This is a genomic window from Candidatus Microthrix subdominans, from assembly GCA_016719385.1.
Lineage (GTDB): Bacteria > Actinomycetota > Acidimicrobiia > Acidimicrobiales > Microtrichaceae > Microthrix > Microthrix subdominans.
On sequence record JADJZA010000002.1, the window covers coordinates 1 to 16,784 of the forward strand.

General features: G+C 65.3%; 22 protein-coding genes and 4 pseudogenes. 10 read left to right on the plus strand and 16 right to left on the minus strand.

The annotated features are described in order from the left end of the window. Positions 1–232 precede the first annotated feature (232 nt). The 5 genes from IPN02_05845 to IPN02_05865 form a co-directional block, all read right to left on the minus strand. Entirely contained in the window at positions 233–433 is a 201-nt protein-coding gene (locus tag IPN02_05845) for a sugar transferase (protein ID MBK9296380.1), read from the minus strand. 43 nt (positions 434–476) lie between these two features. Then, entirely contained in the window at positions 477–782 is a 306-nt protein-coding gene (locus IPN02_05850; protein ID MBK9296381.1) for a sugar transferase, read from the minus strand. 1,079 nt (positions 783–1,861) lie between these two features. Continuing rightward, positions 1,862–2,380, minus strand: a complete 519-nt coding sequence (locus tag IPN02_05855; GenBank protein ID MBK9296382.1) for a redoxin family protein — start codon at positions 2,378–2,380, stop codon at positions 1,862–1,864. Between the two features lie 418 nt (positions 2,381–2,798). Then, the gene (locus IPN02_05860; GenBank protein ID MBK9296383.1) at positions 2,799–3,191 is read right to left on the minus strand and encodes a hypothetical protein; all 393 of its coding nucleotides are present in this window, start codon (positions 3,189–3,191) and stop codon (positions 2,799–2,801) included. Continuing rightward, positions 3,173–3,331, minus strand: coding sequence for a hypothetical protein (locus IPN02_05865; protein MBK9296384.1), 159 nt, complete (start codon positions 3,329–3,331; stop codon positions 3,173–3,175). Before IPN02_05865 ends, IPN02_05860 begins: the two co-directional genes overlap by 19 nt. A gap of 155 nt (positions 3,332–3,486) precedes the next feature. Here IPN02_05865 and IPN02_05870 point away from each other — a divergent pair, with 155 nt between their 5' ends. From IPN02_05870 to IPN02_05885, 4 genes and pseudogenes are all read left to right on the plus strand, one after another. Further along, positions 3,487–3,906 carry a hypothetical protein gene (locus IPN02_05870; GenBank protein ID MBK9296385.1) on the plus strand — a complete coding sequence of 140 codons (420 nt, stop codon included), beginning with the start codon at positions 3,487–3,489 and terminating at the stop codon, positions 3,904–3,906. Positions 3,907–4,040: 134 nt separating this feature from the next. Continuing rightward, a pseudogene (locus IPN02_05875) lies at positions 4,041–4,501 on the plus strand (DUF4916 domain-containing protein). 81 nt (positions 4,502–4,582) lie between these two features. Beyond that, positions 4,583–5,466: pseudogene (locus IPN02_05880) on the plus strand (MoxR family ATPase). Positions 5,467–5,528: 62 nt separating this feature from the next. Beyond that, entirely contained in the window at positions 5,529–5,822 is a 294-nt protein-coding gene (locus IPN02_05885) for a Dabb family protein (protein ID MBK9296386.1), read from the plus strand. A gap of 106 nt (positions 5,823–5,928) precedes the next feature. On the opposite strand, the gene IPN02_05890 is transcribed toward IPN02_05885, so the two are convergent. From IPN02_05890 to IPN02_05910, 5 genes and pseudogenes are all read right to left on the minus strand, one after another. Further along, positions 5,929–6,288, minus strand: coding sequence for an RNA-binding protein (locus IPN02_05890; GenBank protein ID MBK9296387.1), 360 nt, complete (start codon positions 6,286–6,288; stop codon positions 5,929–5,931). Positions 6,289–6,338: 50 nt separating this feature from the next. Then, a pseudogene (locus IPN02_05895) lies at positions 6,339–6,856 on the minus strand (YbaK/EbsC family protein). 51 nt (positions 6,857–6,907) lie between these two features. Further along, on the minus strand, positions 6,908–7,327 hold the full coding sequence (locus IPN02_05900; protein ID MBK9296388.1) for a type II toxin-antitoxin system VapC family toxin: 420 nt from the start codon (positions 7,325–7,327) through the stop codon (positions 6,908–6,910). Continuing rightward, positions 7,327–7,584, minus strand: coding sequence for a type II toxin-antitoxin system Phd/YefM family antitoxin (locus IPN02_05905; protein MBK9296389.1), 258 nt, complete (start codon positions 7,582–7,584; stop codon positions 7,327–7,329). Before IPN02_05905 ends, IPN02_05900 begins: the two co-directional genes overlap by 1 nt. Before the next feature lie 104 nt (positions 7,585–7,688). Beyond that, on the minus strand, positions 7,689–8,180 hold the full coding sequence (locus tag IPN02_05910; GenBank protein ID MBK9296390.1) for a hypothetical protein: 492 nt from the start codon (positions 8,178–8,180) through the stop codon (positions 7,689–7,691). A 68-nt stretch (positions 8,181–8,248) separates the two neighbouring features. Here IPN02_05910 and IPN02_05915 point away from each other — a divergent pair, with 68 nt between their 5' ends. The 6 genes and pseudogenes from IPN02_05915 (at position 8,249) to IPN02_05940 (ending at position 12,823) form a co-directional block, all read left to right on the plus strand. Next, positions 8,249–8,458 (plus strand): hypothetical protein, encoded by a 210-nt coding sequence (locus IPN02_05915; protein ID MBK9296391.1) that lies wholly within the window; start codon positions 8,249–8,251, stop codon positions 8,456–8,458. 160 nt (positions 8,459–8,618) lie between these two features. After that, on the plus strand, positions 8,619–9,509 hold the full coding sequence (locus IPN02_05920; GenBank protein MBK9296392.1) for a restriction endonuclease: 891 nt from the start codon (positions 8,619–8,621) through the stop codon (positions 9,507–9,509). A 264-nt stretch (positions 9,510–9,773) separates the two neighbouring features. Then, the gene (locus IPN02_05925) at positions 9,774–11,267 is read left to right on the plus strand and encodes an IS21 family transposase (GenBank protein MBK9296393.1); all 1,494 of its coding nucleotides are present in this window, start codon (positions 9,774–9,776) and stop codon (positions 11,265–11,267) included. Positions 11,268–11,275: 8 nt separating this feature from the next. Next, a pseudogene (locus IPN02_05930) lies at positions 11,276–12,022 on the plus strand (ATP-binding protein). An 85-nt stretch (positions 12,023–12,107) separates the two neighbouring features. Next, positions 12,108–12,362 (plus strand): hypothetical protein, encoded by a 255-nt coding sequence (locus IPN02_05935; GenBank protein ID MBK9296394.1) that lies wholly within the window; start codon positions 12,108–12,110, stop codon positions 12,360–12,362. 254 nt (positions 12,363–12,616) lie between these two features. Continuing rightward, positions 12,617–12,823 carry a hypothetical protein gene (locus tag IPN02_05940; GenBank protein ID MBK9296395.1) on the plus strand — a complete coding sequence of 69 codons (207 nt, stop codon included), beginning with the start codon at positions 12,617–12,619 and terminating at the stop codon, positions 12,821–12,823. A 2,019-nt stretch (positions 12,824–14,842) separates the two neighbouring features. On the opposite strand, the gene IPN02_05945 is transcribed toward IPN02_05940, so the two are convergent. The 6 genes from IPN02_05945 to IPN02_05970 form a co-directional block, all read right to left on the minus strand. Next, the gene (locus IPN02_05945) at positions 14,843–15,112 is read right to left on the minus strand and encodes a hypothetical protein (protein MBK9296396.1); all 270 of its coding nucleotides are present in this window, start codon (positions 15,110–15,112) and stop codon (positions 14,843–14,845) included. A gap of 1 nt (position 15,113) precedes the next feature. Beyond that, positions 15,114–15,467: a hypothetical protein gene (locus IPN02_05950; protein ID MBK9296397.1), complete on the minus strand. Its 354-nt coding sequence runs from the start codon at positions 15,465–15,467 to the stop codon at positions 15,114–15,116. 58 nt (positions 15,468–15,525) lie between these two features. Beyond that, the gene (locus IPN02_05955; GenBank protein ID MBK9296398.1) at positions 15,526–15,756 is read right to left on the minus strand and encodes a hypothetical protein; all 231 of its coding nucleotides are present in this window, start codon (positions 15,754–15,756) and stop codon (positions 15,526–15,528) included. Continuing rightward, positions 15,707–15,877: a hypothetical protein gene (locus IPN02_05960; GenBank protein MBK9296399.1), complete on the minus strand. Its 171-nt coding sequence runs from the start codon at positions 15,875–15,877 to the stop codon at positions 15,707–15,709. The genes IPN02_05955 and IPN02_05960 overlap by 50 nt, the downstream gene beginning before the upstream one ends. A gap of 42 nt (positions 15,878–15,919) precedes the next feature. Continuing rightward, entirely contained in the window at positions 15,920–16,069 is a 150-nt protein-coding gene (locus tag IPN02_05965; protein MBK9296400.1) for a hypothetical protein, read from the minus strand. Between the two features lie 480 nt (positions 16,070–16,549). After that, positions 16,550–16,756 (minus strand): hypothetical protein, encoded by a 207-nt coding sequence (locus IPN02_05970; protein ID MBK9296401.1) that lies wholly within the window; start codon positions 16,754–16,756, stop codon positions 16,550–16,552. Positions 16,757–16,784: the final 28 nt, after the last annotated feature.

A 16,784-nucleotide genomic window follows, 5' to 3' on the forward strand; every position in this document is an offset into this window, starting at 1 on the left:
GTCGCTGCCGGCTCTGACCAACGCCGCAACGGTGCCAGCGGTCATCCTGTTTCGCCTAATCACCTTTTGGCTGCCCAACCTTCCCGGCTGGATCTGGTTTCGCTGGCTCAGCGCCAGGTACATCTGACGTCGCAGCGAAACCCGACCACACGGGTCGCTACATCGCCCAGCCACACGGGTCGCTACATCGCCCAGCCACACGGGTCGCTACATCGCCCAGCCACACGGGTCGCTACATCGCTCCTCGCGACGACAACACCACTGGCAGGGTCTTGGCCAGGATGCCAACGTCGACCAGGATCGACCAGTTATCGACGTAATACAGGTCGAGACGCTGGTAGTCGGCAAAGGACGTGTTGCTGCGACCGTTGACCTGCCACATCCCCGTGATGCCGGGCTTGACCCGCAGTCGGTTGTACAGCTCGGGTCCCACTCGGCCATCTCCGAGGCCAGGGCCGGGCGGGGGCCCACCAGGCTCATCTCCCCCGCATGACGTTCCAGAGCTGAGGCAACTCATCAAACGAGGCCCGACGCAACCAGCGACCGACCCGCGTGATGCGTGGGTCGCCGCTCATCTTGAACATTGGACCGTCGGCCTCGTTCAGCTTGTCGAGTTCGGCCAGTCGGGCTTCGGCATCGATGACCATCGTCCGTAGCTTCAGCACCTCGAATGGCCGGGCATGCTGCCCCACCCGGGTCTGGCGAAACAGCACCGGCCCAGGCGAGGTCAGCGATCGCCCAGCAGCACACAGCAGAAACGGCGATGCGAGAACAAGCCCCAAGCCGGCGAGCAGCAGGTCGAAGCTTCGCTTCGCTGCGGTCCGCCAGCCGTAGCGCCACCGGCTCGACGTAGGCGACGGGAAATCGACCGAGCGGCCGCACGGTGAGTCGATGGGAGGCGATGCCGCGCAGCGGCCAGGTGATCTCGACGTGCAACCGCGCCTCGGACAACTCCCGAACCAAGCGGTTGGAGCGTTCCAGGCTCATCGCCGTGGTGGCGATGATCACGCCCTGAGCCTCTTTGGCGTCGGCCAACTCCACCAGATCCTCGCTCTGGTGATACACCGGGATGCCATCGATCGTCTCAGGGGCATCGGGGTCGTCGTCAACGAAGGCGACCACCTCGTAGCCGAGGTGTTTCTCGATGACGAACATGGCCGCCAGCGCCTGGGCCTCAGCGCTCGTGCCGACCAGGAGCACGCGCTTGGTCGATGCCCCGGCAACGACGACGGGCAAAGATCCGCCGGGCCGCGTAGCGCTCGGCCCCCCAGCGCCAGGTTGCCGACCACCAGCAGCCCGGCGAAATACGCGCGAGATCGCCAGGTCGAACAGCGAGGCGATCACGACCAGCGCCACGATGCCGATGAAGATGGCGTGGGCGCCGCGTCGAACCTCGTCGATCAGTCTGGCGACAAACCGGGTGGTGTAGAGCTTGTGCTGCACGAACACCGTGGGCCACACGGGGACCGACAGCACCAACAACGCCAGGTGCCGGCGCCAGTCCCCGGGCCCCACCCACCCAACCGAGCTACGACGAGCATCACGACCAGCGAGCTGGCCAACATCACGACCGTATCGACGGTCGCCAACACCACCTTGGCGGCAAGCCCCGGGTGGCCGAGGGAGGGCGACCGAAAGTCGAAGTCGACCAGCTGTCCCGCAAAGTGGGATTGCCGCATCCCAACCGCTTCTGTCGCCATGTGCGCCGCTCCCGCCAAGGTGCTCTCGCAAGCGCCCTTCAACCGGTGTACTTCCACCGAGGACGCGACCTTGAGTGTATCCAATCCGGGTCCACTATAGCGGGGTGGAATCAGGGTGATTCAAGAGCTATGTCGGGTTCACCCACCCTCCCGGATGAGATTCAGACGACAATTCCCGGGTTTACGGAAGTGCGTCCAGGACATCGTCGGGGGACACGGGACCCTGCCATGAGTCGACGACCTTGCCGTCGGCGTCCAACAGGATGCCCGGCCGGTTGGGCCCGAATCCCGAGCATCTGCCACGAGTCGAAACCATCTTCCCAGAGCAACCGGGTGGCGGACATGTCGAATTCGGAACCGAATGTTTCTGCGTCGGCGAAGGTGTCCTGGGTGCCCAGGCCCACCACGGTCAGGTCATCTGAATGCTCTCGAGCCAACTGCTCGATGTCGGGAGCCTCTACCCGACAGACGGGTCCAAAGGGGGCCCAGAACCACAGCAGGGTTGGCCGGTCTGTGGCGGCCACATCGGCGAGGGCCACCTGAGAACCGTCGGCGACGACCCTGAGGTTGATGGCGTCTGCCGCCTCTGCATCGAGCGGAGCCTCGCCGCCGGAGCGCGACGCGCTTGGTGCAGCATCGCCATCCGCAACGGCGCTCGGCTCGTCACCGCCGCAGCCCACGGCCAGAGTGCGCCGGTCAGGACCACCCCACCGACGACGGAACGGATTGAAAGCGCACGTCCTGGCCGCAATGCACCGGACCGCTGGGTCACAGGATCGGGGACGGGGTCACACCTTCACGGTATCCCTCGTCGGATCGGCCTCAACATCACCTGCGCCGCTTCGGCTCACCGAGCGGGTCCTCCTGACACGTGGGGCACCAAAGGTGACTCGCTGGCCCGCGCCCATCCGTCGCTGGCGATCGGCGTGGCACAGCGTCGACACGGACGCCGGCTCGCTCGTACACGGCCAGACCACCGGGGACCGTGCGACGCTGCCCGCCGACCAGGTTGGCACGCAGTTGACGCGCAGCGGTCGTAACCAGCCGACGACGCGCCGCACGGTCCGAGCGAACCGACGGGGTGGCGGGGGTGGAGCTTCAGGGCCCAACACACTTCGTTGCGATAGACGTTGCCGACCCCGCAGCAACAGCGCTGGTCGAGCAAACATCACCCACGTCGGCGTCCGGTTCGGCGAGCCGCTCGATCGCCTCGACCGCAGCGTCGAGGTCGGCGTCGACCAGGCACAGGTCAGGCCCCAGGTGGGCGGAGCGGTGAACGGGAAGTACCGAGGTCGGCGACCGGCCAGGTCCGCACCATCGGGGGCCGAAACACAGGGCCTGCCAATCCCTGACGTCGACTCGGCAACGGAGGAGGTGCTGCGGTTTCGGCCACCGTCCACCCGTCTCGACCAGCCTCCAGGTGCCGGCCATCTGCAGATGGGTGTCGATGATCAACCCACCGGAACAGCCGATCAGCAGGTGTTTGCCCACAGCCCGAACCCAGTCGATCCGTTCACCGGGTCGAGGGCGGAGCCCTTGAGGCGCGGCGCTTCGAAGCGCACCAGCTCGCCGCCCTCGAGCGCCGGTCGAAGCCGGGCGGCGGTCTTGTACAGGGTGTCTCCCTCGGGCATCGTCACAGGATGCCGCCGCCAGCCGCCGACGCCACCTCGGTCGTGGCACACTGAGGTCCCCGCATGCGGCGGGCGCGAAGCGGGTACCGCTACCACGGTCCCGCCGTGAACCCAGGAGCACCGATGCCTACCAAGTAGCACTCGCACGAGCCAGGATGCTGGCCGACAACCTGATGATCTCGGAAATTCCTGATCTGCGCTCGCGGGTGGCAACCCGGCTGGCCGAGCTGGAGTCCAGCCCGGAATCGGGCCGGGCGCACCGCCTGGCGGAGCAGATCTCACAACTGCTCGACGAAGCGGAGGGATTGGACGACGCTCAGCGGGCGCTGCTGCGAGGAGCGGTGGAGTACTTCGTGCTCGAGGACGATTTCGAACCGGGTCTGCAGGACGACGCCGAGGTCGTCCGTTCGGTCGGGGCCGAACTGGGCCTTACCGAGGTACCCGACCTTTTGGCAGCCGATGCCGCCGAACCCGAGAAGCGGTCCGCCCCCGCAGTGCTGCCGGCCGACGAGGAAGCGCTCGAACTGATTGAGGACGATCGCGATCAGGTGTTCGAGGACTCGCCAGAGCTGTGAGCGACCAGGGAGCGGGCGGCGAAGGTTCGTTCGGCGAGGTGGAGGTGGTCCACCCGTCGGCCAACGGCAACCCCTTGGCCGAGTCGGGTTGGCTCAGCCCTGAGCGGCTGGGTTCGGCCCGTGACTCGGTGCCGATGGTGTACGTCAACGCCGTGCCGGTTCGGGTCAACACCGCCGGCGAGGTGGTTGAGGTGGGCCTGCTGTTGCGCATGTTGCCCGACGGCTCGATGAGCCGGGCGGTCGTCTCCGGGAGGGTCCTGTACGGGGAGCGGGTGCGCGACGCCCTGCTGCGGCACCTTGCCAAAGACCTGGGGGCCGACGCCGAGCCCCGGCTGCCGGCCTCGATTGCCCCCTTCACCGTTGTGGGTACTTCCCGGACCGGGAGGTCACCGGCTTCCACGATCCTCGCCAGCATGCGATCAGCCTGGCCTACGTCGTGCCGGTTGGCGGCCCGTGCTCGCCGGCCCAGGATGCCCTCGACCTTGCCTGGATCACCCCCGAGGAAGCAATCTCAGTGGCGACCGGCGGCGAGATGGCCAACGGCCAGGGACGCCTCATCCGCATGGCACTCGCCCACGCAGCCGCCCTGCCCTGACCGACGGGCCTGCCCCGATCATGACGTTGCGTCGCAACGGCGCCGCCCTGATCGGTGGCCTGCCAAGCTGACGGCGTGTCCATCAACTCCACGCTCGATCCGCTGCGCTCCGAACTCGACCGGTTGGACTACCTGGCCGACGAGGGCCTGGCAATGGCCCTGTTCTTGGCCATGCGGCTGAGCCAACCGCTCCTGTTGGAAGGCCCTTCCGGCGTGGGCAATCCTCCGCCGCCACGGCGCTGGCCGCTGCGCTGCGCACCCCGCTGATCCAATTGCACTGCTACGAGGGCAGCACCGCCGACGACGCGCTCTATCGGTGGAACCGGCCCAGACAGGTGCTGGCGCTCCGGCGGGCCGAGGCCACAAACGACCTTCCCCCCGACCAGGCACAGGACGTCAGCCCGGCAGCGACGCCGGCGACGTCGCTGGACGACCTCTTCACCGCGGACTTCCTCATCGACGGGCCCGCTGCTGCGTGCGGTTCGCCACGACGACGAGGTGCCAGCTGTACTCCTGATCGATGACGTCGATCGAAGCGACGCTCGCTTTGAGGCCCTGTTGGTGGAGTTTCTCGGGCAGATGTCGGTGACCGTGCCCGAAATCGGCACGTTGGCCCCAAGGTTCCGCCGATCGTCATCATTACGTGCAACGGCAGCCGTCCGCTCAGCAACGCACTCAAACGGGGCTGCCACTACCACCGGATGGAGCACCCGTCGGTCGAACGAGCGGTCGAGATCGTCCGCCGCCGAGTGGGTGACGCCGGGCTGCCGCTGATCGAGGCAGCAACCGCATTCGTCTTCGAGGTACGGACACTCGACCTGGACTACCCGCCAGGGCTGGCCGAGTCGATCGACTGGGTCGCAGCCCTCACCGCACTCGGCCTCGTCGAGTTCGAGACGAACGTTGCCCGCTCTACTCTGGGCTCGATCGCCAAGACCCCGAGGACCTCGAGGCGATCGGCTCTGCGCTGGACGGGCTGGCCGATTCGCCCTGATCAGCGCACCACGGCGCATGAGATAATGAGGCCATGTTCCGCCACGTGCTGCTGCTGACCATGCGGGATGACGCCGACGACACCCAGGTCAACGCCTTGGTGGACGCGCTGCGTTCCCTTCCCGCCCAGATCCCCGAGATCGTCTCCTACCGAGCGGGCCGGGATCTGGGGCTCCGCGACGACACCGCCGACGTGGCCATCGTGGGCGAGTACGCCGACGAGGCCGCTTGGCGCGCCTACCTGGCCCATCCCGCGCACAGGGCCGTCGTCACCGATCACGTGGAACCGCTGGTCGCGCACCGCCAGTCGGTTCAGTTCCACGACTGACGGCGCCACAGCGACGCCACCCTATGTGGTGCGGCATCCGGTTCCTCAAGATCGTCGAGGGTCACGATGATTCCGGAAGGGGAGCGCAGAAACCGTCCGGCACCCGTCACGAGCACACCCGGGGCAGGCGGCCGATCAGGCCACGGTCGGAGGTGACGACCGTTGTTTCAGGATGGTCGCCGTAGCGGGCCTCCACTTCCTCGACGATGCGATCGTCCGGCGTCCCGGCCCTTCCGTCGGGCATAGAGCACTTCGAGGTTGCCGCCGCCGCCGCCGAGATCGCGTCATCGGGCGATCCGTCGAACACGAGCGCCAGCGCAGCGTCGATCGACCGGGCCCAGCGTCCTACCCGTTCGGCCAGCCGCGCGGCCGCTGCGGACGGGTCGTTCCACCACCCGTCGGCAGCAGATCCCATCACGTTGTTACCGTCGATCACCCAGAGTGGCGTGGACTGTCCCTCCGCCACCGTGTGCTCCACCCCCGGGCGCTCCACCCCCGCGTCTTCCGCCCCCGTATTCACCGTTGGGCCACCGAGACCTCTCGCCCGCCGGTGACCGACAGCAGCTCGCCATAGCTGGTGCGGTACACACTCTTCGGGGTGCCTGCCGCCGCCCAGAGCTCGCCGACCTCGCTGAGCGAGCGATCGACCAGCACGGTGAGGCCGCGGGGTAGCCCGGCGGGGCTCACACCGCCGATGGCAAAGCCGGTGCCGGACCGCACGGAATCCGCATCGGCCCGCCCGATCGTGGCGCCGTCGAGGGCGGCCCCAACGCCTCGGTGTCCACCCGGTCGTCGCCGCCCATCACCACAATGATGGGTGCGCCGTCGGCGAGAAACACCAGGGTCTTGGCGATCTGGGCCTGCAACACGCCCAAGGCCGCCGCCGCATCGGCGGCAGTGCGGGTCGACTCGTCAAAGTGCCGAACCTCGGCGTCGATCCCGGCCGCGTCGAGGGCCTCAACCACCCGGGCGACGCTGCCGGACGTGCTCGCCGTTGGGGCGACACCTGCGTTCGTAGAGGTTTCGTTGCTCATCATCGAATGATCCCATGTTCAGCGACCGTGCGGCCGATCCCGGGCAGCCGCTCACGTCTCAAACGGGTTGATCACCAACAGACCGACAAACCGGTCAAAGTCGGCCACGTTTCGGGTGACCAAGGCCATGTCGTGCGCCAGCGCGGTCGCTGCGATGAGGGAGCCGGCAAGCGGAGCAGGATCGGGCACGTGGAGCGACGCCGCCAGAGCGGCGACCTGACCGTCGATCGGGAGCATGCGTCTCGCAAACGTCGGCATCACCGCCTCCGAGAGCCAGGTTCGCAGGACACTTCCGGTTGCCCGGTCACGCCGTTCCGCGAGGAGCACGCCAAGCTCCAGTTCACAGAGCGACATCGTCGACAGATACATCTCCGTCGCCGGCACCCCGTCCGCCCAACCGATCAGACCCGGATCGGCCTGTGATCGGGATTTGCGAAGCTCCGACACGATGCAGGTATCGAGGACAAACATCAGTCAAACATCGCGGGCGTGCCGTGCTCGCGGGAGCGTGGCGGGTCGAACTCGATGTCACCGATACCCTCGGGCAGGGACAACAGCTCGGCGATGTTGGCTTCGCCGTCGGCGAGACGGCGGTAGTCCTCGATGGTCAACAACACGTGCGCTGGTCGCCCTCGATCGGTGATGTACACCGGACCGTGAGCCGATGCCCGCTTTGCTGCACCCGTGTCGTGGTTGAACTCCCTACTGGTGAATTTGGTCGGCGACATGACCTCTCCCTTCCCTGCCTGCCCAATGTAGCAACGTTGCTGCTTTTGATCACCGCAGATCGAACCCTCAGCCAGCTCCTCGCCATCGCGCCGTCGCTATAGCGTCAACTGAATGTCGTGGAAGAGCGCAGCGAAGGTCGAGGAGTACGTGGGCCGGGTGTGCCAGCTGGAGGCAACGCAATGATCACAGCCCTGAGCTTCGATGCCGACCAGACGCTGTGGGACTTCGACGACGTCAAACGTCGCGCACTTCGGGCGACCATCGCCGAGATGGAGCGGCGCGGCGACGTGCCGGCCGGCGCCGTCACCCCGAGGCGATGGACCAGGCGCAGGACGTGCTGGTTCAGCGGTTCCGCGGCGCCACCCACCGGCTCGAGGAGGTGCGGGAGCGGTCCTTTGCCGAGGTGCTGACTGCGCAAGGCCACCCAACGCCCGATGCCGCGGCAGCCGTCCTCGTCGAGCACTACATGAACATCAGGTTCAACCAGATCGAGCTGTTTGCGGACGTCGCCCCGGCGATCGCCTTGCTGAAGGGCCGCTATCGACTGGGTCTGCTCAGCAACGGCAACACCTACCCGGAACGGTGCGGGCTCCACGACACCTTTGACGCTGTGGTGCTCGGCCCCGACCACGGGTTCGAAAGCCGGACCCCCGGGCGTTCGCCATGGTCGCATCCCAGCTGGGGGTCGACGTCACCGAGATCGCCCACATCGGCGACGACTGGGACCACGTCGAGGGCGCCAACGCAGCCGGTGCCACCTCGATCTATCTCAACCGAACCGGTGATAACCCCGGGTTCCGATCCGACGCAGACCATGAGGTGCGCGACCTCAACGAACTGGTGCGGCTCCTCGGGTCGCTGCCATTCAGTTGAGCCAAACCGAGCGGCCCGTCCACCCGCAGCAATCTTCTCTGCCCGCCAAATCGACGGACGCTGGTCGCCTTGCTGACCAACGAGGCCGGCGTTTGGGGCACACTTGACCAGGATGACCAGACGACGAAGTGCTCGAATCAGTGACGGTGCGTGGGACGCAATGCTTGAAGCACTTGCTGTTTTCTACTGGTACAAGCGCGACCTCGAGCGGTTCCTACGAAGTGCCCTCGCCGACCACCCCGAGGTTCTCTCCCGTATTAGCTTCGAAGCATCCTCAAAGCGACAGGTCGCAGTCGAAGTCGTCACCCAACTTCAGACCAATGAATCTCGATACCAAGAGACCGCCCTCGACCTGCTCGAACGCCTGGCTGACTACCCCGACGCTTTTGACGGCCTCGCACGAACGGAAGACGGGCCCTCCAAAGTCAAGGTTGCGCAAGCAGCCCTGAGGGCGGTCCAGGCTGTAACGAGCCAGAACCGCGATCTTCTCAATGCCCGAGACGAGACGCTTCGGCGGATTCAAGATGATCTCGAACAATCAGCTACGCGACGTACGCACGAGGCGGTGCTGGCTGAACTCAATGCTGAATTTATGGTCTTGCACTCCCAGAAGACAGACCCACAAGGTCGAGGCATTGAATTCGAGCGGCTCTTGGAGCGGCTATTTGCCCTGCACGATCTCGATCCAAGGGCTGCCTACAACATCGACCACGAACAGGTTGATGGCGCATTCACGTTTCGCACCGATGACTACCTGATGGAAGCAAAGTGGTGGAAGGTACCCGTCGACCCCAGGGAACTCAATCACTTCCGCGCCAAAGTTGAATCGAAGGCAGCCAACACTCTCGGCCTCTGCATCTCAATATCGGGTTTTACGGAGGGCGCACTCCTCAAGAGAACGGAGCGCTCTCCGCTGATCCTCATGGACGGGGCTGATCTAGTCGCCATCCTGGAGAACCGGATCTCGCTCGCAGAAGTTCTCGAACGAAAGCGTCGGCATGCCGTCGAGACCGGCAACCCGTTCTATTCCGTCAGAGAAATGCACGGCTGAGATCCTTTCGTCGCGTGTCGTGCGCCAGTTGGTAGGGACCAGTTTTGGGGGGTTGCGCCACCTGGTAGGGACCACCTTGCGCCAGCTGAAAGGGACCACTTGTGGGGTCTTCCGGGGTCGGTGTCGTAGACGCTGAACTGCCGTCGTTGCGTCCACGACCCGAAAGGCGGCGCGTCTATGGCATACCGGGAGGTTCCTGTGTTTGAGGTTCGTGAAGTGTTGAGGTTGTGGCTGTCCCTAATCGGGTTCCGCCGGATCGCAGAGATGGTCCGGTGTGACCGGAAAACGGTCACCAAGATGGTGAGGATCGCGGAGGCCCTGGGGCTGGTCCGCACCGACAGCCCGGAGCGTTTGACCGACGATTTTGTGGGTGCGGTGATGGTCGAGTTGGCGCCGGCCCGGCCGGATCGTCACGGCGAGTCGTGGGCGGCGCTCGCCGAGCATCGAGACAGGCTGAAGGGCTGGCGGGACGGCCGGGTGCCGGCGAAGAAGATGGTCGAGTTGTTGGGCCGGCAGGGGGTGGTGGTCCCGGAGCGGACGTTGAACCGTTTCCTGGCTGCCGAGTTCGGGTCACCGGCGCGGTCGACGGTCCCGGTTGTTGATGGTGAGCCGGGTGTGGAGTTGCAGGTCGATTTCGGTGAGTTGGGCCGCATGTTCGACGAGGAGACCGGCAAAAGGAGGCGGGTGTGGGCGCTGGTGTTCACCGCCGGTGTGTCGCGTCACACCTTTGTGTGGTTGTCGTTCAACCAGAACCTTGCCACGGTGATCGACGGGTGCGAGGCAGCATGGGTGTTCTTCGGTGGGGTGTTCAAGGTGCTGGTGCCGGACAACATGGCGACGGTGGTGACGAAAGCCGACGCGCTCGACCCGGTGTTGAACGTGGCGTTCGTCGAATACGCCCAGTCGCGGGGGTTCCTGATCGACCCGGCCCGGGTGCGCGCACCCCAGGACAAGGGGCGTGTTGAGCGGGCGGTCCAGTTCGTGCAGACCTCGTTTTGGGCGGGTGAGGACTTCGGCTGTTTGGCCGAGGCGCAGACCGCAGCAGAGCTGTGGTGTGCCTCTCGGGCGGGGCTGCGCACCCATGGGACCACCCAGGCGCAGCCGGCGGTGATGTTCGCCGACATCGAAGCACCAGCACTCCTTCCAGCGCCGGAGGAGCGTTACGACCTGCCGATCTACCGGACCGCGAAAGTCGCCCGGGACCACCACATCTCGGTCGGCAAGTCGCTCTACTCGGTTCCCGGCGACCTGATCGGCACCACCGTCGATGTTCGGGCTGACAAGGTGTTGGTGAAGATTTTCGCCGCCGGACAGTTGGTGAAATGCCATCCCGCCAGAAACCCGGGGCGAGGGGTGACGGACCCGGCCGACCTGCCATCTGAGCGCACCGACTACGCAATGCGTGACATCGAATCGCAACGCCGTCAGGCCTACCGGCGTGGCGAGTCGATCGGCGCATTCACCGATGTGATCTTGGACGGCCCGCTGCCATGGACCCGGATGCGCCACGTCTACAAACTGTTCCGGACCTGTGACCGCTACGGCAACGACCGGGTCAACACTGCCTGTGAACGAGCGGTCGACGCAGGCGCGACGTCGGTGACCACGATCGTTGGAATGGTCGAGCGGGCGTTGGAGGCCGAACAGGCGAAAGCCGAGCCCGCCGCCACCGGACAACGTGATCGTTGGCCGGTTCGCCCGCGACGCCTCCCACTTCGCCACCGGACGGGAGGTCACGATGAGCCCCACCAGCACTGACCCCGTCGATCACCCCCGAACTGACCGCAACACTGCGCCGGCTGAAACTCGGTCAACTGATCGACACGCTCCCGAACGGCTGGCGTTGGCCAAGTCCTCGAAGATGTCTTATGCCGAGTTCCTCAGCTGTTGTTGGCCGACGAAGTGTCCCGCCGTGACACCACCTCGGCGGCCCGAAAGCCAAAGCCGCCGGGCTCGATCAGCGGATGCGCCTGGAGCACTGGGACGCCACCGCGAACGTCACCTACAACCAGGCGATCCTCGACGAACTCGCCAGCCTCCGGTTTGTTGACGCCGGCCAGAACGCTTTGATCATCGGACCGGTCGGTGTCGGCAAACGTTCCTCGCCGTCGCCCTCAGGGCACACCGCCATCCGGCGGGGGAAATCGGTCCATTCCGAACGGTCCGACCGGCTGTTCAAACGGCTCCGGATCCCAGGCTCGACAACACCCTCGACGTCGAGCTCCGCAAACTCCTCCGCGTCGATCTACTGATCATCGACGACTCGCCCTACCGCCTCCGACGCATCAGCGACCAACGACTTCTTACGACCTGGTCGTCGAACGACACCGGCGAGCATCCACGGTCATCACCTCAAACCGGGACCCGTCTGAATGGTTGGCTCTCCTCGCCGACCAGCTCCTCGCCCAATCAGCGATCGACCGGTTCGCGTCCGGCCGTTCGAACTCGTCATCGACGGGGAAAGCTACCGGGACCGACAGAAACCCCGGCTCACACCACCGCCTGCCGACTAACGACCGGCACCCTCCCCGCTTCCACCGATGATGCCTGTCAGCACCTGCTGGCAGGCATCATCGCGTCACCATACGGTGACAGTCGATGGACCGAACCGAACGACTCACGCCGACGCTCTGCACTGCCACCACCGACGCGGTCGCCGCGAAGAAGGCCGCCCAACAAGCTCTCGATGCCGCCGTCGCACGGGCGCTCCACTGGGGCGCTTCCTGGGCCAACATCGGTGCTGCTCTCGGCACCACTCGCCAGGTCGCGCACCGCCGCTACCGACACCACCGCTGGGACCCCGACACCCAAACCGTCTGGACCGAACCACCCCTCCCGCTCACCCGGAACTGACCCGCCCGGCGAGGCCATCGAACACCCCAGCCGCCCTTCGCAGCACACCCGCCACACGCAGTCCTTGACGACGGCCGCCGGGGGCAACCATCATCACCCCGCCGACCTCAACGACCCCTCACAAGTGGTCCCATGCAGCTGGCGCAGCCCTGGTCCCTATCAACTGGCGCATGACACGTCGCGGCGCGCTGATCACGCTGCGGTGATGGCGGTGATCATTCGAAGCGCCTCAGCTCGCCGACCGAGAATCTGCCATGGACATGCGCCACATCACCCCTGACCGGCTCGTCGACAGCACCAACGGTGCGGCGCTGTTGGAGTTGCTGGAGCTGCTCTGGAGCGGCAGGTGGATGTGGTCGAGCCGTTCACCGAGCAGCCGTGGGAGGACGTCGTGTGCACGTGCCGACCCTGAGCGGGTTCGGCGCGCCGCCGGGTTGGCGACCGAACCGCCGCTCGGCTGACTGTTGGAGCTGATGCTGGTTGCATCCCAGGCGGGGTCAGTTCGTTCTGGGATCTCAGGCTGGATGCCCGGAGGCGTCTCGAGCACCGACACCAACGCGGCAGCATCGCCGAGTGCTGGTTGATCCTTCAGCTTTGGCCGAGATGACCGTTCCCGGAACCGGGGGCGATGGTGGTGGACCGAGGGCGGTTGGCCGATGGATGGACGGCTGGGCGAAGGTAAGAACGAAACCGGGCGCCTGGGTAGGGGGGACCCTGCCGCAGCGGGCGCTCTTGTTCACCTCGGTGCTGCCCGACGCCGAAGGGTGGATCGGCTTCCAACAGCTCATCGCCGGATCGTGGGACCTGTGTTTCCCGGCCCATCCGGCGAGATGGGGAGCCTTGAGGTCGAACGCGCAACGCCCGGTCTGACAGGGTAGACTGACGCCGACGATTGGGGCGGCTCCACGGTTCACCGATTCCCGCTTGCCCGTCGTTGCCGGGGCGGGGCGTTGGTGATGGCGCTGGGTGGCTCGTCACCCGCAGGGACCGGGTTGTGGCAGCGCCGCAGAGCTGGCCGAGATTTGCCCGGTTCGAGCAGCGGGTGCCAGGAGCAGCGATACCGCCAGCCGAAGCTGGCTCGGATTCCCTGTCGCCGGATTGGGAGGCGGTCGCCGACGACTACTCAGAAGTCCACCCTGACCTGGCAGGGCTTTCTGCTCGCCGACGGCACATGGAGCAGCCTCGGCGACGGAGACGTGACCATCAAAACGCAACTGGGGTTCGGAACGCACGCTGGATATGGCATCCGGTAATAACCCGCCAGAAGCGCTTCCGATCGCAGCCGACTTTTTTTTTTATATTTGGGTGCGGATGGGCCCCATGCTCGGCCCCGGTGGACAGCGCCGACTGGGCGACCGAGCACCGCCAGCTGATGACGTTTGCCGGGACCGCCTGAACCTTGACGCCTTCGGGACGAGCTGGCGGCTTGCGTTTCGGAGCATGCCGCCAGCGGAATGTTCGTGAGCTTCTCCGCCATCGCGGCGACAGGGCTGCGGTGAGCGAAGAGCATTTTGCCGTGTAACATGGTTGTTCTAGCCAGTCTTGGAGGCCGCAATGAGTACAACTGTGGAGCCCGTGGTGGCGGTGGAGTGACGTCGATGAAGAAGGCATGTAGTCGGTGTTCGACCCCGTCACCCCCATAAAACCCGTTGTATCCGGCGAAGAGATTCATTGGAAAGTTCGACGCCGGTGGGTACGACAGCCTTGATGCCGCGTCCGGTGATCCGCGTCGCAATGAAAGCGTCCACGTGGCCGGTAAGACTCCACAGAAAGCCGTCAGGGCGTTCCGCGATCCGATCGCTGAAGCGCTCGGCACACTTTGGACCCGTATTCATCGGCTTTATTAGTACCGAACTGGGCGTCTACCTCGCGGCTGACCTTGAACGGCGGGAAGGTCGGCCGACTGCCGGAACGGCGACCCGTTGGACCTGGACGTCGGCATCGTCTGCAGGGTTGTGAGAGGCAATAACGATGACCATCCACACGGGCGGTCACGGTGGAAGGTATCCGACGCTCGGCTGGTGGTACAGCCTGGAGCGGCGCGACGCCAAAGGGAGCTGGTCGCCTACCACTACAGCACCCTGAAGGTCAAAGTCGGACGTAACGGACCCCGCACCTCCATCAGCCCCGGGCAGGACAAGACGCACTACCAGGACAGGCCGCATCATGCTCGAGGACGTGTTGAGGCTCGCCGTCAGGCTGGGAGTCGAGCCGGTTGATCAGGAGTCAGGTGGGACGGGTGCTGCGAACGCAACCGTGCAAACTTCGCTGGGGGCTACGTGGGGCCTTCCAGTTCGCTCGCCGGGACCTCAAGGTGACCAGAAGGCTACCATGGGTCTTCGCTGGGGCGGATTGGGTTCCGAGGGCGGGCCACAAATGGGCCTGACTCCGGCGTATAGTCGCGGTAAGAGGTGGTATCTACTGACTCGGACACCTCAAGAACCGCTATCTACCACCCGGGCGTTGGGGCCCGCGCGGGATTAATTGAACGGTTGGGGTGTATGGCTGATGGTGTAATTCCAGTCGCCGTGCCAATCGTGGAGTGAAAGCGGTATCGCTTCCGAACTATAGTCCTTCGTGATCTTGACGCCTTTCGGGGTAGACGTAGGCGTCGTAGGCGGCTGGATGTCAGCACCTTTCTGGGTGGTCGTCGCTGAGATCAGCTCGACAACGGTCCGGATGTTGGTGAGGGGACGGCCCCGCGAGTTAGTCGTGATAAAGCTGAACAGGCGGTGCTCGATCCGTTCCATTTCAACATGCCGGGCGGGTAGTGCGCCGCGGTGATCTGGAGGCCGAGTCTCTTCTGCCCTTGGGGCGGGCGAGATGCCATTTCCAGGCCCTGACCCGGTAGCCGTTCGACCCGCCACAATCGGCGGTGATCAACAGCCGTTTCGCTGTCAGGGAGGAACCGGTGTTTGCCAAAGCGTCCCACCACTTAACGATCGCCGCAACGGCGAACTCGGAAGTGTCAGCGGTGTCACCGACCGGCACCCGGCCTTCGTTGTTGGCCACGTCGCCGAGCCCATACAGGATCCCTTTGCCCAACACAGGATCGGGGAAGTCGTGAACATCGGTGCCGGACCGGCTCCGCTGCCAGGCTGGTATTCGACACCGCCGTTGGACTTATTCCCCAGCGTCTCCTTCTTCTTGGGTATCAACGGGATCACCGGGTCACCAGCGGTAATGAACGCCTCCGACAACTCGGCGACGTAATGGAACTGGCCGTCACGATCAGGATGTGTTCTGCCTTCGGGCTCTTGGCCGGGGCCTGCAACGAGTAGCCGTTCTGGGCCAACAATCGTCGGACCAGCTCGGCTGACGCTTCGAAGCCCTGGTCAGTGACCTCACGTGAAAGCTCGTAGGTCGACTTCAATGTCCACCGCAACGTCGACATCGGATGGCCACGGGTTGTTGGCGAAACCAGTTTGTCGATCCGCGTCCCACAAGCCGGGCTGCTTCTCGATCGCCGGTTTGTCGCCTGCACCCTCAGCACGCACCCGGTCGGTCACCTCCACACCGGCCTCGATCTCGGTAGCGCCCCGGGTCACCGTCGACCGCTACATGCCTGTCAGCTCGGACACCTTCGTCCGACCGCCACGACCCAACATCACCGCCACAGCACCCACGTTCAAACGTCGTTGCCGCTCATCGAGATGCGGCAGCACCGCTTCGAAATAGTCGCTCAGCGCCTCATCGGTGATATCCACACACCCAAACTACACCGCGCGTCTAATCCTATGGCGGACCCTTACCAGTTCCTACTACCTATGGACTGACGGTGAGAAACGAGCAGGTCAGGAGTTCGATTCTCCTCTCCCGGGCTCAAAACCTTTGCAATACAACGGTTTCAAGGGAATCCGACACCTGTTCAGAAATGGGCGGGCCACTTGTGGGCCACAACTGGCTCGATTTCGAGGCAGCGTTCGGTGGGGCGGTGGGATCGATCTCCTGGTGCGTCTGCCTTACTGACCGGGTCGGGGCTTGGGTAATCAATGGGTCCAGAACTGGCGCTCTCGCGCCCCTGAGGGCTGCTGTTTGGCAGACGTGCTTCCGACGGCACTCTCACGCCAAACAGGGCGGGTGTCTCCCGATCACGCAGCAGTCTCCATCAGGGCCGGCGGCAGCGGGGCCAGCTTCCTGGGACAACGTCAACGTCGGCGGCGCTGGGGGTGGGGGAGCGGCGGCCTCTACGGCGGCGGTGGTGGCGGCGGCGGTACCGGCAACGTGGCGGCGAATGCCGGGGCGGCAGCGCCGGCGGGAATGGATCGGCCAAGGGCGACGGCGGGTACCTGCACGGCGACCGAGGCTGGCGACCCGTACGGCAGCGGACCAATGCGGTCGGCACGGGGCCAGGCCATCGCAGCAAAGGGCGGCGCCAGCCAAAACTCGTACAACCAATTTGGTGGACCGGGAGGAAATGGT

Coding starts and splice junctions, on each gene's coding strand:
- IPN02_05865 (MBK9296384.1), bottom strand. CDS start 3,331: ATGCCCGAGGGAGACACCCTGTACAAGACCGCCGCCCGGCTTCGACCG.
- IPN02_05870 (MBK9296385.1), top strand. CDS start 3,487: ATGCTGGCCGACAACCTGATGATCTCGGAAATTCCTGATCTGCGCTCG.
- IPN02_05885 (MBK9296386.1), top strand. CDS start 5,529: ATGTTCCGCCACGTGCTGCTGCTGACCATGCGGGATGACGCCGACGAC.
- IPN02_05900 (MBK9296388.1), bottom strand. CDS start 7,327: ATGTTTGTCCTCGATACCTGCATCGTGTCGGAGCTTCGCAAATCCCGA.
- IPN02_05905 (MBK9296389.1), bottom strand. CDS start 7,584: ATGTCGCCGACCAAATTCACCAGTAGGGAGTTCAACCACGACACGGGT.
- IPN02_05915 (MBK9296391.1), top strand. CDS start 8,249: ATGGTCGCATCCCAGCTGGGGGTCGACGTCACCGAGATCGCCCACATC.
- IPN02_05920 (MBK9296392.1), top strand. CDS start 8,619: ATGCTTGAAGCACTTGCTGTTTTCTACTGGTACAAGCGCGACCTCGAG.
- IPN02_05925 (MBK9296393.1), top strand. CDS start 9,774: ATGGTCCGGTGTGACCGGAAAACGGTCACCAAGATGGTGAGGATCGCG.
- IPN02_05935 (MBK9296394.1), top strand. CDS start 12,108: ATGGACCGAACCGAACGACTCACGCCGACGCTCTGCACTGCCACCACC.
- IPN02_05940 (MBK9296395.1), top strand. CDS start 12,617: ATGGACATGCGCCACATCACCCCTGACCGGCTCGTCGACAGCACCAAC.
- IPN02_05945 (MBK9296396.1), bottom strand. CDS start 15,112: ATGGAACGGATCGAGCACCGCCTGTTCAGCTTTATCACGACTAACTCG.
- IPN02_05955 (MBK9296398.1), bottom strand. CDS start 15,756: ATGTCGACGTTGCGGTGGACATTGAAGTCGACCTACGAGCTTTCACGT.